Here is a 14,802-nt window from a genome sequence, read left to right as displayed (position 1 = left end):
AAAACATCGCAAAATCACTTGTAATATAATAATTATGTGTACCTTTGTGTCTAATTAGCGATAACGCAAACATTGTCATCCTATTTACGGGAATATATTGGTTGAAAGCATTTAAACACATAGTACGCTTTGTGGTATGGGCCCTGATAGGCCTGTACTTTTCAACAATTGTGCTCCTGCAGCTGTCTGGGGTTCAGTCGTTCCTCGGCTCACAGGTGGCGCAAGCCATTTCCGACAAGCTCGGCACTCGCGTTTCTGTCGGCCGGGTAGACCTCGGATTGTTCAACCGAATTATAATCGACGACGTGCTCATACTTGACCAGCGTGGCAAAGAAATGCTGAAGGCAGCCCGACTGACAGCCAAGGTCGACATTGCCCCGCTGGCCGAAGGCCGCATATCCATATCGTCGGCCCAGGCCTTCGGCACCCACCTGAAATTATACAAAGCGTCGGCCGGGGCCAAGCCCAACTACCAGTTTGCCCTCGACTCGCTCGCATCAAAGGACACAACCCGGCACAGCAGCCTCGACCTAAGGGTCAACTCGTTCATCATGCGGCACAGCAGCGTGGCTTACGACAGGTATGACATTGCCCCGACACCCGGCAAATTCAACGCTAACCACCTGAGGGTTACCGACATAAGCGCCCATATCATACTCAAGGCCCTCAACGAAGACAGCCTTAACGTGAACGTAAAGCGAATTGCCCTTAAGGAACAGTCGGGCCTGAAAGTGAACAGGCTCTCGCTAAAGCTGGCAGCCGGGAAAAGCCGTTGCCTGCTTAGCGACGTTCACGTCGAGCTGCCCCGCACCAACTTCGGTATGGACTCGCTGACCGCCACTTACCGCACCGTAGACGGAAAGCCCCAAATGGCCACCCTGCAATATGCGGGAAGCATAGTTGAGTCGCAAGTGACCCCGGCCGACTTTGCATGCTTTGTTCCGCAGCTGAAGAAACTCGACGAGTCAATTTCGTTGAGCACAAACTTCCACGGCACAAGCACCAATCTGCGCGTTCCGCACATATTGCTCAAGTCGACAGGCGGAAGCATTGTGCTGAACGCCAACGGGTGGATAAGGAATTGGGAAGCCCGCCCGCTCTGGAACGCGGCCATAAAAGAACTGGAAGTGTCGCAAGAGGTCGTGGCCACCATGATGGGCATAGCCGGAATAAAAGACTCATCGATAATAAAGCCTGCCGCCCGCCTTGGTGACATCAGCTTCAGGGGCGTTGCCGCGGCCACAAGGAACAACGAGTTGACCACGACATGCCAAATGCAGACAGCCGCCGGCCACGCCGACATGTTCTTCGCCATGTCAAGAGACAGAAACGTCAAAGGGAGCATAGCTACCGACGGGTTTGACCTAAAGCAGGCCACCGGCAACGAAAAACTGGGCGACGTGTCGGCTCACGTAGACCTCAGGGGCAGCATTAAGGACAAGGCGGCACCTTCGTTGTCGATTAAAGGAACGATAGACAAACTTGACTATAACGGCTACGAATACAGCAAGATATCTGTAGACGGAACATCCGTAGGAAAGAAGCTGTCGGGGCTGCTGAGCATCGACGACGACAATGCGAACCTGGCCGTCGAAGGCTATCTTGACAAAACAGCCGGGCAGACCGACATAAAAATATCTGCCACAATAAACAGGCTGTGCCCCAAAGCCCTAAACATGACCGACAAATGGGGCGAATCGAGCTTCATGGCAGGCGTGAACGCAGACTTCAAGGCAAGCGGACTAAACGACGCGAAAGGCAACATTGTGGTAAACGGACTGAAAATGGTGTCACCAACCGACACCTTCGCCATGCAACGGGCCAGCGTGACGTCCGGATTCAATGCCGACACCCACTACCTGGCATTGGACAGCGACTTCGGCCGGGCCAACCTTACAGGCAAGTTTGAATACAGCACCTTGGCGCAAAGCTTCACAAACTTCATTGGCGAGAAACTGCCAACGCTGCCGGGGCTACCAAAGACTAAGCACACCGCAGCCAACGACTTCCTCATCAGGGCCGAGGTATGGAGCACAGTGTGGATGGAAAAGCTGCTTGGCATACCGCTGCACATCAACAAACCCATAAACCTGCACGCCAAAGTGGACGATGAGAAAAGAGACATTTCACTTGATTGCAACGTCGGCTCGTTCAGCTACAACGACACTGGGTACTCAGACGGGGCCATTGTCATCAAGTCGCAAAACGACACTCTGGTGTGCAACGTAGGCGTTACCCGGCTCTCGGGAAAGGGCGGGAAAATGGCAATGCAACTGGAAGGCAGGGCCATCAACAACAACCTGGCCACATCGTTTACCTGGAACGACACAGCAACCGACAAGTTCAGCGGCAGGTTCAATGCCGTCTCACAGTTCTACCGTGCGCAGGACGGCAAACAAATCGCAGCAATCAACGTTCAGCCTTCACACATAAACATCAACGACGTGGTGTGGAACGTGCTCCCGTCGAGCATCACTTACTCCAAAAACAACATCGAGGTGGCCGGCTTCGCCATCAAGCACGGCGGCCAGCACATAATCATCAACGGCAAGGCCACGCCTAACGCGCAAGACTCACTGGCCGTCGACCTGAGCGGCATCGACATTGGCTATGTGCTCGACCTTGTCAATTTCCACGCCGTAGAGTTCAGCGGACAGGCCAGCGGGCGCGCTTACGTAATGGGACTGTTCGGCAACCCGGCAGCCAAAGGCACCATCGCAGTCGACAACTTCAAGTTTGAGGAAGGTCGTATGGGTGTGCTCAACGCCATGGTCGACTGGAACAACCAAGAAAAGCAAATAGACATAAACGCCATTGCCAACGACGGCCCTGACGCAATGACGTATATCAATGGCTATGTATCGCCGTCAAGAAACTACATCGACCTCGGCATAAGCGCCGCAGGCACACACATCGACTTTGTGGAATCGTTCACAGAGAGTTTCTTGGGCAACGTGAGCGGACAGGCGCAAGGCAGCGTGAGGGTTATCGGCCCGCTGAAACAAATCAACCTCGTGGGTAAACTTGCCGTCAACGGAGAGGCAACCGTGATTCCCACCAATTGCAAGTATTACCTGCGCAACGACACCATTGCTTTTGAACCGAATGAAATCCGGTTCCTCGACGCCCCCATATTTGACATCCACAACCAAAAAGGCATAGTAAGCGGGGCGCTACACCACAAGTACTTGAAAGACTTGTCATACGACCTCGGAGTAAAGGCCGACAACCTGCTTGCCTACGATTTCCGCGAATTTGGCGACAACACGTTCTGCGGAACGGTGTTTGCCTCGGGCGACGTGGGCATACACGGCAGAAAAGGAGAGGTGAACATCGACATCAACATTACCCCTAAGGAAAACTCAACATTCTCTTATAATGTGTCAAACCCCGACGCCGTGGCCGACCAAGGGTTCATAAAATGGAACGACTCTGGCAAAGCCGAAGGCAACAATGGGCAGGACAACGAGGCGCAACCGGCAGAAGAGGAAGACACGCCCACAGACACACACCTCAACTTCTTGCTCAACTGCACTCCCGACGTGACCATAAAGCTGCTCATGGACAGCCGCACCAACGACTACATCACCCTCAACGGCAGCGGCACCCTGCGTGCGTCATACTACAACAAGGGCAGTTTCAACATGTTCGGCACTTATACCGTGCTGCATGGAACATACGGGATAACCATCCAAGACATAATTAAGAAGAACTTTGTCTTCAACGAAGGCAGCAGCATCACGTTCAGAGGCAACCCCTATCACGCCGACTTGAACCTGCAGGCAGAGCATACCGTCAACGGAGTGTCACTGTCCGACCTCAACGTTGGCAACAGTTTCACCAACAACACCATCCGTGTCAACTGCCAGATGAACATCGGCGGACAGCCGCAACGCCCCGTAATAACGTTCGACCTCGACATGCCGACTGTGAGCAGCGACGAAAAGCAAATGATAAAAAGCATCATCAACAGCGAAGAGGAAATGAACCAGCAGGTGATTTACCTCCTTGGCATAGGACGCTTCTACCCACAGCGGGAAAACAATGCCGCCGAACAAAACGAAGGGCAGCAAAGCCAGACTACGCTGGCCATGCAAAGCCTGCTGTCAGGAACAATCTCGACTCAAATAAACAATGTGCTCAACTCTGTAATAAAAAGCAACAACTGGAACTTCGGGGCAAACATATCTACGGGCGACGAAGGCTGGAACAACGCTGAATACGAAGGTTTGCTAAGCGGAAGACTGCTTGACAACAGGCTGCTTATAAACGGACAGTTCGGCTACAGGGACAATTCCAACACGGCAAACACCAGCTTCATCGGCGACTTTGACATAAGATACCTGCTCAAACCCAACGGCAACTTGTCGATAAAGGTATACAACCAGACCAACGACAGGTATTTTACGAAGTCCAGCCTCAACACTCAAGGAATTGGAATCATAATGAAGAAAGACTTCGACGGGTTCAAAGACCTATTCAATATAAAGAAGAAAAAGAAGCAAACCGACAAAACGAAATGACCAAACCCGGCCATTGAGGCCCCCAAACCTTAAAAAAACATAATTCGGCGGAATGTAAATGGCAAAGCATCATGACGTTTCATAAATAAAGATTACCTTTGCATCCGATTTTAAAATAATTCACATAAAGTCTAACTTTATTAATTTACCACTTTTATATTAACATGTCAGATTTAACAAAAAACGTCAAGCCATTAGACAACTTCGATTGGGAGGAGTTTGAAAATGGCGCACATGTCAACGTCAGCAAAGAAGAACTTGACAAGGCTTACGATGAAACACTTAACAAAGTAAGCGAGCACCAAGTTGTTGAGGGAACCGTTATCTCTATCGACAAGAAAGAGGTCATAGTCAACATCGGCTATAAGAGCGACGGCATTATCCCCGCAAGTGAATTCCGCTACAACCCTGATCTCAAGGTAGGCGACAAGGTTGAAGTGTATGTAGAGAACCAGGAGGACAAGAAAGGCCAGCTGATTCTTTCACATAAGAAGGCCCGCCTGAGCAAGAGCTGGGAGCGTGTCAACGCTGCACTCGACAATCAAGAAGTCATTCAGGGTTACATCAAGTGCCGCACTAAGGGTGGCATGATTGTTGACGTGTTCGGTATCGAGGCATTCTTGCCTGGAAGCCAGATTGACGTTCACCCCATACGCGACTACGATCAGTTCGTTGGCAAGACCATGGAATTCAAGGTTGTGAAAATCAACCAGGAGTTCCGCAACGTCGTAGTTTCCCACAAGGCCCTCATCGAAGCAGAGCTTGAGGCCCAGAAGAAGGAGATTATCTCTAAGCTGGAGAAGGGTCAGATCCTCGAGGGAACTGTCAAGAACATCACCACCTACGGCGTATTCGTCGACCTTGGTGGCGTAGACGGACTCATCCACATCACAGACCTGTCTTGGGGCCGCGTTGACGATCCCCACAAGGTGGTTGAGCTCGACCAGAAAATCAACGTCGTTATCCTTGACTTCGACGACGAGAAGAAGCGCATAGCACTCGGTCTGAAGCAGCTCACTCCGCACCCATGGGATGCTCTCGACCCGAACCTGAAGGTGGGCGACCACGTGAAAGGCAAGGTTGTTGTCATCGCCGACTACGGTGCATTCGTTGAGATACAGCCCGGTGTAGAGGGTCTTATCCACGTATCCGAGATGTCTTGGAGCCAGCACCTGCGCTCTGCCCAGGAGTTCCTGAAGGTAGGCGACGAGGTTGAGGCAGTCATCCTGACCCTCGACCGCGACGAGCGCAAGATGAGCCTTGGCATCAAGCAGCTCAAGGAAGACCCATGGGAAACCATCGAGGTTAAGTATCCTATCGGCAGCAAGCACACCGCAAAGGTGCGCAACTTCACAAACTTCGGCGTATTTGTTGAGCTTGAGGAAGGTGTTGACGGCCTGATTCACATCAGCGACCTGTCTTGGACAAAGAAGGTTAAGCATCCGTCAGAGTTCACCCAGGTTGGTGCAGACATCGACGTCGTAGTTCTTGAGATAGACAAAGAGAACCGTCGCCTGAGCCTCGGCCACAAACAGCTGGAAGACAACCCATGGGATGTGTTTGAAACAATATACACTGTGGGCAGCATACACCAGGGCAAGATCATCGAGACACTCGAGAAGGGTGACGTGATATCTCTCGAGAAGGGTGTTGAAGGCTTCGCAACTCCGAAGCACCTCGTAAAGGAAGACGGCACACAGGCTGCACTCGGCGAGGAACTTCCGTTCAAGGTTATCGAGTTCAACAAGGACAGCAAGCGCATAATCTTGTCTCACAGCCGCACATTCGAGGATGCACAGCGTGAGGAGAAGAAGGCTGCAAAGAAGGCCCGCGTAAAGAAAGACAAAGAGGATTCGATAAAGATAGACAACCAGCCCGCTGCTACCACACTCGGCGATATCGATGTGCTGGCACAGCTGAAAGAGAAGATGGAGAAGGGTGAATAAATTCCTTTACCACACCTAATCGACATCATATAACAAAGACAACGGGTGGAGCATGCATTGCTCCGCCCGTTGTACGTTTAAGCCAAACCTCCGACCCACCAGTTCCAAACGTTCGACCGGGCAACACAGACGCAAATGCCGGCTACAGCCCTAAACCGGGAAATGATGCCCCTCACCTATGGATATGCCGCCAGCACGGCTATGGCAAACAGAAGCTTGAACAAATAAGGGCATCCCAACCGCAACCGACATCTTGTAAATGCAAAAGATGGAAAAAGAATCACGAAGACAAAGTAGCGACCCCCCACCCTATCCTGCCCAATGCAGCCATACCGGCTCAGCACGACATGGCAATCTGCCGCCGACAAACAGCTTTGCAACAAGACAATGCACAGTCCTGAATGATAAGCCCCATACCACATCGCTGAAAGACAACTATGGTTCTGCATTGCCAAACATGCCATATCACACGGCAAAACGGCCCATATTGCGACGCGAAACGAGCCATATCGTAAACCACCTGGCACACAGGGCCTTACAGACTCAGGCAATGCCGCAGCGAAAAGCCAGGCCTACGGGCCGGCCCACACACCTGATGGCCGTCGCCGCAATCAAGCCACAGCATTAAGGCAACGCCGCCTGACGCCCTTTACAAACGTTAACAAACAAAATCAGCCCTAAAGCATGAAAGTATGAGAATAATTTCATATCTTTGCACAAAGAAAAGGAGAATCCAACAGGTCGTATCGGTTAGATTGGGATACTCATCAAATTAAATTGAAAACCGAGATGACTTCTCTTGCCAATGGCGGGCCACATACCCATCAGGGTAGCAGAAATGCCGGTGGATTACAAAAGCGGAGAGCTCTCAAATCTTATGTTATAGGAGTTTTCATCACATCATCGGTACGACCATTTTTATTGCATCCATAACCACAATCAATTATATGTTTTCCGGAATCATAGAAGAATTTGCGACAATAGTGGCAATCGAGAAGGATCGCGAGAATATAGACTTCTCCCTGAAATGCTCCTTCACGGATGAGTTGAAGATTGACCAAAGCGTGGCTCACAATGGCGTATGCCTTACAGTAGTCAAGATAGACGGCGACATTTATACCGTCACGGCAATGAAAGAGACGCTCGAGCGCAGCAACCTCGGGCTGCTCAAAGTCGGCGACAAGGTAAATGTTGAGCGCTCAATGCTCATGAACGGACGCCTTGACGGCCACATCGTGCAAGGCCACGTCGACGAGACCGCCGTATGCACCGCAATGGAAGACGCCGACGGCAGCACCTACTTCACGTTCGAGTATCCCGAGAACGCTGAGATGGCCCGCAAAGGTTATTTTACAGTCGACAAAGGCAGCGTAACAGTAAACGGTGTATCGCTGACAGTGTGCAACCCTGGCGCAAACACATTCCAGGTTGCCATAATACCTTATACGCTTGAGCACACCAATTTCTGCGACATAAAGCCAGGGTCTGTTGTAAACATTGAGTTCGACATACTGGGCAAATACATTGCCCGGCTGCATCAGTTCTAATAAGTGTTAAGCACCCGAATCTTATCGAAGATTCGGGTGCTTATTTCTACTAACCGCCTACAAACATATATCTTTTTTTCACCTCCGAGATATAATTCATACTTTTGCACCGCAAAATAACATGGAAAAAGGATATGAAAAAAGGAATCTTGTTTGTCATGGCAGTTGTCATGGCCGCCGATTACTCTATGGCCGGGCCACCCAAAAAGTGGACATTGCAAGAGTGCATCGACTACGCCATTGCCAACAACATCTCGCTACAGCAATCGGAGCTGTCGAAGCGCTCTGCTGAAGAAGATGTTAAACAAGCCAAGTCGGAACTAATGCCGACGCTGAACTTCTCTACAAACCATGCCGTCGGCTACAGACCATGGGTAAACTCTGGCGTAAGCACTGTCACAAACGGTACCGTCGCCACAAGTGTCAACAAAACATACTACAACGGCAGCTACGGCATCAACGCCAACTGGACGGTATGGAACGGAAACAAAAACCGCAACAACCTGAAGCTGAACAAGCTTGCTGCACAACAATCGGAACTTAGCCTGGCTGAAACAGCCAACAGTATCCAAGAACAAATCGCACAACTGTATGTACAGATACTTTATCTGAATGAGGCCGTCGAAGCCAACAGGATGAGCTATGAAGCCAGCCTGAAAAATGAGAGCAAAGGCCGGGAAATGGTAAAACTGGGGAAAATGTCGAAAGCCGACCTCGCTCAGCTGACATCACAAACTGCTCAAGACAATTATAACATAGTGGAAGCCAAAAGCAACATTGCAAAGTACAAACTACAGTTAAAGCAACTGCTAGAACTAACAGACAGCGAAGAGTTTGACATCTACATACCTGCCGCTTCAGATGCCGATGCACTTGAAGAGATACCGTCGCTCACTTCTGTCTACGAGGCAGCCCTGTCAACTCGCCCGGAAATAAAAAACAGCCAGCTGGCGATACAAAGCAGCGAACTGAACATTGCCGTGGCAAAGGCCGACAGGCTTCCTAGCATCAGCCTGTCTGGCAGTGTTGGCACAAGCAGCACGTCAATGAACTCAAACAAATGGGGCAAGCAGATACAGACAAACTTTGATGCCTCGGTAGGAGCAACGCTCAGCGTTCCCATCCTCGACAACCGAAGCGCCAAGACGGCTGTTAACAAAGCCAAGCTGCAACGGGAGCAAAGTCTGCTCGACCTGAAGGACAAGCAGAAGCAACTCTACAGCACCATCGAAGGCTTTTGGGTCGACGCATATACCAACCAGCAGAAGTTCAAGGCAGCCAAGGCCAGTGTAGAGAGCGAACAGGCCAGCTACGAACTCCTCAGCGAGCAGTTTAACCTCGGGCTAAAGAACATTGTCGAACTGATGACCGGCAAGGCCAACCTGATGAACGCCACGCAGGACATGCTCGAAAGCAAGTATATGACTATACTTGACCGCCAACTACTTAAATTCTACAAAGGTGAACCATTAAGCATATAAGGAACAGATATATGAAGAAAATTAGCAAAATATGGATATGGGCAGGCGTTATAATCCTGTTGGCAATAGTGATCTGGCTCTTGTCAGGCAATAAAAAAGAGCGTCAGATAACTTTCGCAACGGCCAAGGTTGAGCCGGCTAACATACAAAACAGCGTGACCGCCACCGGTACCATCGAACCGGTGACTTCGGTAACGGTCGGAACGCAGGTTTCGGGAATAATAAGCAAAATATTCGTAGACTACAACACGGTGGTCAAGAAGGGCCAGGTGATTGCCGAATTGGACAAGACCAACCTAATCAGTTCGCTCAACACGGCCAAAGCCAACCTGTCGAGCGCACAAAGCCAGCTCACTTACGAAACATCAAACTACAACAGATACAAGGCTTTATATGACAAAGGACTGGTCAGCGCCGATGAATATGAAAACGCACGGCTCAGCTTCGTACAGGCCAAAGAGAGCGTGGCGACGGCAAAAGAGACGGTGAAGAAGGCCGAAACAGACTTGGGCTACGCCACAATCACATCGCCGATAGACGGGATTGTGCTCTCAAAGGAAGTTGAAGAGGGCCAGACGGTGGCCGCAAGCTACAGCACCCCCGAGCTGTTCACCATCGCACAAGACCTCACCGACATGAGGGTTGTGGCTGATGTAGACGAAGCCGACATTGGCGACGTGAAAGAAGGAGCGCGCGCAACGTTTACCGTCGACGCCTACCCTAACGACACTTTCAACGGCAAAGTTACGCAAGTGAGACAGGAAGCCACCACAACGAACAACGTTGTCACCTACGAAGTTGTGATAAGCGCGCCCAATGCCGACCTTAAGCTGAAACCCGGTCTAACGGCAAATGTCACTGTATACACAGCCGAAAAACAGGGGGTGCTGAGCGTTCCGAGCAAAGCGCTGCGCTTCAACCCAACCAAAGAGACTGTCGGAAAATACACCCTGGCCGACTGCAGCGGCAAAAACAAGGTGTGGACTCTGGAAGGCAACACCCTGAAAGCCCACTCGGTGCAGACAGGAATGTCTGACGGCACCCACACGGAAATAATCAGCGGCATAGCCAACGGTGTGGATGTGATTACGGTAATCAACGAGACCGCCGACGAAACCCCGGCTGAGCCACAGCAGGAACAGTCGCCGTTTGCCCCCGGACCACGTAAGAACGACAAGAAGAAGTAACCATGGCTGACGATAATAAGAAGGTCGTAATAGAATTGCAGGACGTAAAGCGCGAGTTCCTCGTTGGCGATGAGACCGTCCATGCACTGCGTGGCGTATCGTTTAAGATATACGAAGGCGAGTTTGTCACAATAATGGGCAAATCAGGTTCGGGCAAGTCGACGCTGCTCAACCAGCTCGGATGCCTCGACACACCGACAAAGGGAGAATACTATCTCGACGGCGTGTCTGTCCGCAAGATGTCAAAGCCACAGCGCGCAGTGCTCCGCAACCGCAAGATAGGATTCATTTTCCAGAACTACAACCTGCTTCCGAAGACCACGAGCGTTGAGAACGTTGAACTGCCACTGATGTACAACACCGGCATCAGCGCCAAAGAGCGACGCGAGAGAGCCATCGCCGCCCTGCAGGCAGTAGGTCTTGGCGACAGGCTTTACCACCGTTCCAACCAGATGTCGGGCGGACAGATGCAGCGTGTGGCCATAGCAAGGGCACTGGTAAACAACCCTGCAGTGATACTGGCTGACGAAGCTACCGGCAACCTCGACACCAGGACATCGTTCGAAATACTGGTTTTGTTCCAAAAACTGCATGCACAGGGGCGGACAATAATATTTGTCACCCACAACCCTGACATTGCCAACTACTCAAGCCGCAACATAATGTTGCGCGACGGGCATGTAATCAGCGACGAGTACAACAAAAACATAATGTCGGCAGCCGAAGGACTATCGGCCCTGCCGGCCAACACAGACGAATGAACAATGAACTACACCAACCTTTTCAAGATAGCCTTGCGAGCTATAGCAGCAAACAAGACGCGCTCATTCCTGACGGCATTGGGCATAATCATCGGCATTGCGTCGGTGATAACCATGCTTGCTGTCGGCCAGGGCACGAAGCAAAGCATACAGGCAAACATCGCAGAGATGGGCTCAAACATGATAATGATAAGCCCGGGTGCCGACATGCGGGGGGGCGTAAGGCAGGAAGCGTCGTCAATGGAAACGCTCAAGATGTCCGACTATGAGGCCATCAAGGACGAATGCCAGTACATAAAGGCCATCAGCCCAATGGTGTCAAGCAGTGGACAGTTTATCTATGGCAACGAAAACACGCCCTCGACCATATACGGTGTCAACCAAGACTACCTTGAGATACGCCAGATTGACGTGGCCGACGGCGAGATTTTCACCGATGCCGAAATCAAGACAAGTGCCAAAGTATGCATATTGGGGCAAACGGTTGTCGACAACCTGTTCCCCGACGGCAGCGACCCCATAGGCAAAGTGGTGCGTTTCAACTCCATCCCGTTCCGGGTTATAGGAGTGCTCAAGAAGAAAGGATACAACTCAATGGGCATGGACCAAGACGACCTTGTGCTTGCCCCGTACACGTCGGTAATGAAACGAATACTTGCGCAGACCTATCTCAACGGAATACAGTGCTCAGCCGTGACCGAGGGAGTCACCGACAAGGCCACCGAGGAGATATGCAACATCCTGAGGCGCACGCATAAGCTCAAAGACGCAACCGAGACAACAGAAGCCGACGAGGACGACTTCACCATACGGTCACAGGAAGAACTGGCATCGATGATGAACTCAACGACCGACATGCTTACCATTCTCCTGGGCTGCGTGGCAGGCATCTCGCTGGTTGTGGGAGGCATAGGCATAATGAACATCATGTATGTCAGCGTAACGGAACGCACAAGGGAGATTGGCCTGCGCATGAGTGTGGGAGCAAGGGGCATCGACATACTGAACCAGTTTCTTATCGAGGCCGTCTTGCTAAGCGTTAGCGGAGGGCTAATAGGCGTGGCACTGGGCATCGGAGCGTCGTTCTCGATAAAGGCGTTTGCCCATTGGCCCATCGCCATCCAGCTGTGGACAATCATCATGAGTTTCGCTGTGTGCACGTTTACCGGCGTGTTCTTCGGCTGGTATCCGGCGAAGAAAGCCGCACAGCTAGACCCAATAGAGGCTCTTAGGTATGAATAACAAACACAAAATATGCATTCACGCAGCGGTATGGACAGTAATGTTCATATCGCCGCTGATGTTCATGAACCACGGTGCCGGCACATCGTGGCATCAGTTTTTGTTTATGAGCGCCGTGCCAATGTCGCTGATGATAGTCTTCTACGTCAATTACCTCTGGCTGACGCCCAAATATTTTGCCACCGAAAACAAGCAAATATACTGGCTGGCCAACATAGCAATGATACTGGCCATGGGGATTGCGCTTCATTTATGGATGGGCCAGACCCATGCCATGTTCGACAACAGGCCGCCACAACGGCCACCAAGCCCCATAATGTATGTGTTTTTCTTGTTCAGGGATATGTTCAACCTGGCCATATCTGCCGCCATTGCCACCACGATACAGCTGGCCATGCGATGGCAGGAGTCGGAAAATGCGCGGCGTGAAGCTGAGTCGGCAAGGGTCAACGCCGAGCTTAAGAACCTGCGGTCGCAAGTGAATCCGCACTTCCTTCTGAACACACTAAACAACATATACGCCCTTACCGAACTGGCACCAGACAAAGCCAAGGAAGCCATACTGGAGCTGAGCAAGCTGCTAAGGCACATACTCTACGACAACCAGCAGAAGTATGTCGACTTGAAAAGCGAGGTGCAGTTTCTCATGAACTACACCAACCTAATGAAAATAAGGCTTTCTTCGAATGTCGACCTTCAGTTTACAGCCGACATACCCGACCCCTGCAACATCATGATAGCCCCGTTGATATTCATATCTTTGATAGAAAATGCATTCAAGCACGGGGTAAGCACAACGGAGAAAAGCTACATCAGAATACAAATCAAGGCCACCGACCATTACATAACATGCGACATAGTAAACTCAAACTTCCCCAAGGGAGACAAGGACAGAAGCGGTCACGGCATAGGACTAAGCCAGGTAGCGCGCAGGCTCGACCTTATCTACCCCAACATGTATGAATGGAAGAAAGGCGTAGACCACACAGGAAAGGAATATTCATCTAAAATTACTATATATGATACTAAAATGTGCAATAATTGACGACGAGCCTTTGGCTGTTGAACTGCTATCCTCTTATGTAAACAAGACCCCGTTCTTAAAGCTCACGGGCGCATACAACAGCGCGAGCACGGCAATAAGGGACTTGAGGGAGAATCCCGTCGACCTCATTTTCCTCGACATCCAGATGCCGGAACTAAGCGGCATTGAGTTTGCCAAGATTCTGCCGCAAGAGACGCGCATCATCTTCGTGACGGCATTCAGCCAATATGCTGTCGAGGGCTACAAGGTAAACGCCATGGACTACCTCATGAAGCCTGTTAGCTACGACACGTTCCTTTCGGCAGCAAAGAAAGCGTTCGACTGGTTTGCCACCAAGACAAGGCAAGAGGCATATAAGCAAGACCGCTTCATATTTGTAAAAAGCGACTACAAGCTCATTCGCGTCAACCTCGATGACATAATGTACATAGAGGGCCTGAAGGACTATGTGCGCATATACCTGAAGGATGGCAACAAGCTGATGTCGCTCATGAACATGAAGAATCTGGAGGACAACCTGCCCAAACCCGAATTCATGCGCACCCACAGATCGTACATAGTGCACATGAACATGGTGCAAGCCGTCGACAGGTTCCGCCTCGTGTTCGGTGATGCTTACATTCCAATATCAGACAGTTACAAGGATGAGGTTCAATCATATCTGGACCGGCACACCATGATGTGACGCTAACGCCGGGCTTGTACTTGGCGAAAAAACTTATCTGCTAAGCCGAATCAAGGATGCAAGGTGGTGCTTTGAGGCATCGCCCAAGGTTGTATGTTACTAAAAAACGGGTGACAGACCGACTCCAACACGCCTATTGCACTTCAACAACAGACCGCAATTAGCCTCACAACACACTCAATTACCATTGCCGTGCAGATTGTTTGCCGCTTTGGCCGAAGGCGTATCAGGCTACGCCGAGGCGAAACGGCAAACAATCTTCGCGGTGGGGATTGAAGCGTGCGGGTTAAATTAATACTTATCTAAACAAGCATTCAGCAGGCAAACGACTGTTCTTGAGTTATGCGAATCAAATAGAATGTGACATGGGCCTACCGTGCAGGAG

General features: G+C 50.8%; 9 protein-coding genes. All 9 read left to right on the top strand.

The window, feature by feature from the left end:
- Positions 1-101: 101 nt before the first annotated feature.
- Positions 102-4,523 (top strand): translocation/assembly module TamB domain-containing protein, encoded by a 4,422-nt coding sequence (locus H6B30_RS03030; protein ID WP_205107775.1) that lies wholly within the window; start codon positions 102-104, stop codon positions 4,521-4,523.
- 164 nt (positions 4,524-4,687) lie between these two features.
- The gene (rpsA, locus tag H6B30_RS03025; protein WP_205107773.1) at positions 4,688-6,469 is read left to right on the top strand and encodes a 30S ribosomal protein S1; all 1,782 of its coding nucleotides are present in this window, start codon (positions 4,688-4,690) and stop codon (positions 6,467-6,469) included.
- A 947-nt stretch (positions 6,470-7,416) separates the two neighbouring features.
- On the top strand, positions 7,417-8,016 hold the full coding sequence (locus H6B30_RS03020) for a riboflavin synthase (RefSeq protein ID WP_205107771.1): 600 nt from the start codon (positions 7,417-7,419) through the stop codon (positions 8,014-8,016).
- A gap of 134 nt (positions 8,017-8,150) precedes the next feature.
- Entirely contained in the window at positions 8,151-9,497 is a 1,347-nt protein-coding gene (locus H6B30_RS03015) for a TolC family protein (protein ID WP_205107769.1), read from the top strand.
- A gap of 11 nt (positions 9,498-9,508) precedes the next feature.
- Positions 9,509-10,684 (top strand): efflux RND transporter periplasmic adaptor subunit, encoded by a 1,176-nt coding sequence (locus H6B30_RS03010; RefSeq protein WP_205107767.1) that lies wholly within the window; start codon positions 9,509-9,511, stop codon positions 10,682-10,684.
- A gap of 2 nt (positions 10,685-10,686) precedes the next feature.
- Positions 10,687-11,445: an ABC transporter ATP-binding protein gene (locus H6B30_RS03005; RefSeq protein WP_205107765.1), complete on the top strand. Its 759-nt coding sequence runs from the start codon at positions 10,687-10,689 to the stop codon at positions 11,443-11,445.
- 3 nt (positions 11,446-11,448) lie between these two features.
- On the top strand, positions 11,449-12,687 hold the full coding sequence (locus H6B30_RS03000) for an ABC transporter permease (protein ID WP_205107762.1): 1,239 nt from the start codon (positions 11,449-11,451) through the stop codon (positions 12,685-12,687).
- Entirely contained in the window at positions 12,680-13,732 is a 1,053-nt protein-coding gene (locus H6B30_RS02995) for a sensor histidine kinase (RefSeq protein ID WP_205107761.1), read from the top strand. Before H6B30_RS03000 ends, H6B30_RS02995 begins: the two co-directional genes overlap by 8 nt.
- On the top strand, positions 13,707-14,417 hold the full coding sequence (locus H6B30_RS02990; RefSeq protein WP_205107759.1) for a LytR/AlgR family response regulator transcription factor: 711 nt from the start codon (positions 13,707-13,709) through the stop codon (positions 14,415-14,417). Before H6B30_RS02995 ends, H6B30_RS02990 begins: the two co-directional genes overlap by 26 nt.
- Positions 14,418-14,802: the final 385 nt, after the last annotated feature.

Origin of the sequence: Marseilla massiliensis, from assembly GCF_016899955.1 — a bacterium.
GTDB lineage: Bacteria > Bacteroidota > Bacteroidia > Bacteroidales > Bacteroidaceae > Prevotella > Prevotella intestinigallinarum.
Note: the sequence above shows the minus strand (reverse complement) of the source record. Positions and strands in the feature narration are given on the sequence as shown.

What these genes read in the sequence shown, in the direction of transcription:
- rpsA (WP_205107773.1), top strand. Translation starts at nt 4,688, where the DNA reads ATGTCAGATTTAACAAAAAACGTCAAGCCATTAGACAACTTCGATTGG.
- H6B30_RS03020 (WP_205107771.1), top strand. Translation starts at nt 7,417, where the DNA reads ATGTTTTCCGGAATCATAGAAGAATTTGCGACAATAGTGGCAATCGAG.
- H6B30_RS03015 (WP_205107769.1), top strand. Translation starts at nt 8,151, where the DNA reads ATGAAAAAAGGAATCTTGTTTGTCATGGCAGTTGTCATGGCCGCCGAT.
- H6B30_RS03010 (WP_205107767.1), top strand. Translation starts at nt 9,509, where the DNA reads ATGAAGAAAATTAGCAAAATATGGATATGGGCAGGCGTTATAATCCTG.
- H6B30_RS03005 (WP_205107765.1), top strand. Translation starts at nt 10,687, where the DNA reads ATGGCTGACGATAATAAGAAGGTCGTAATAGAATTGCAGGACGTAAAG.
- H6B30_RS03000 (WP_205107762.1), top strand. Translation starts at nt 11,449, where the DNA reads ATGAACTACACCAACCTTTTCAAGATAGCCTTGCGAGCTATAGCAGCA.
- H6B30_RS02995 (WP_205107761.1), top strand. Translation starts at nt 12,680, where the DNA reads ATGAATAACAAACACAAAATATGCATTCACGCAGCGGTATGGACAGTA.
- H6B30_RS02990 (WP_205107759.1), top strand. Translation starts at nt 13,707, where the DNA reads ATGATACTAAAATGTGCAATAATTGACGACGAGCCTTTGGCTGTTGAA.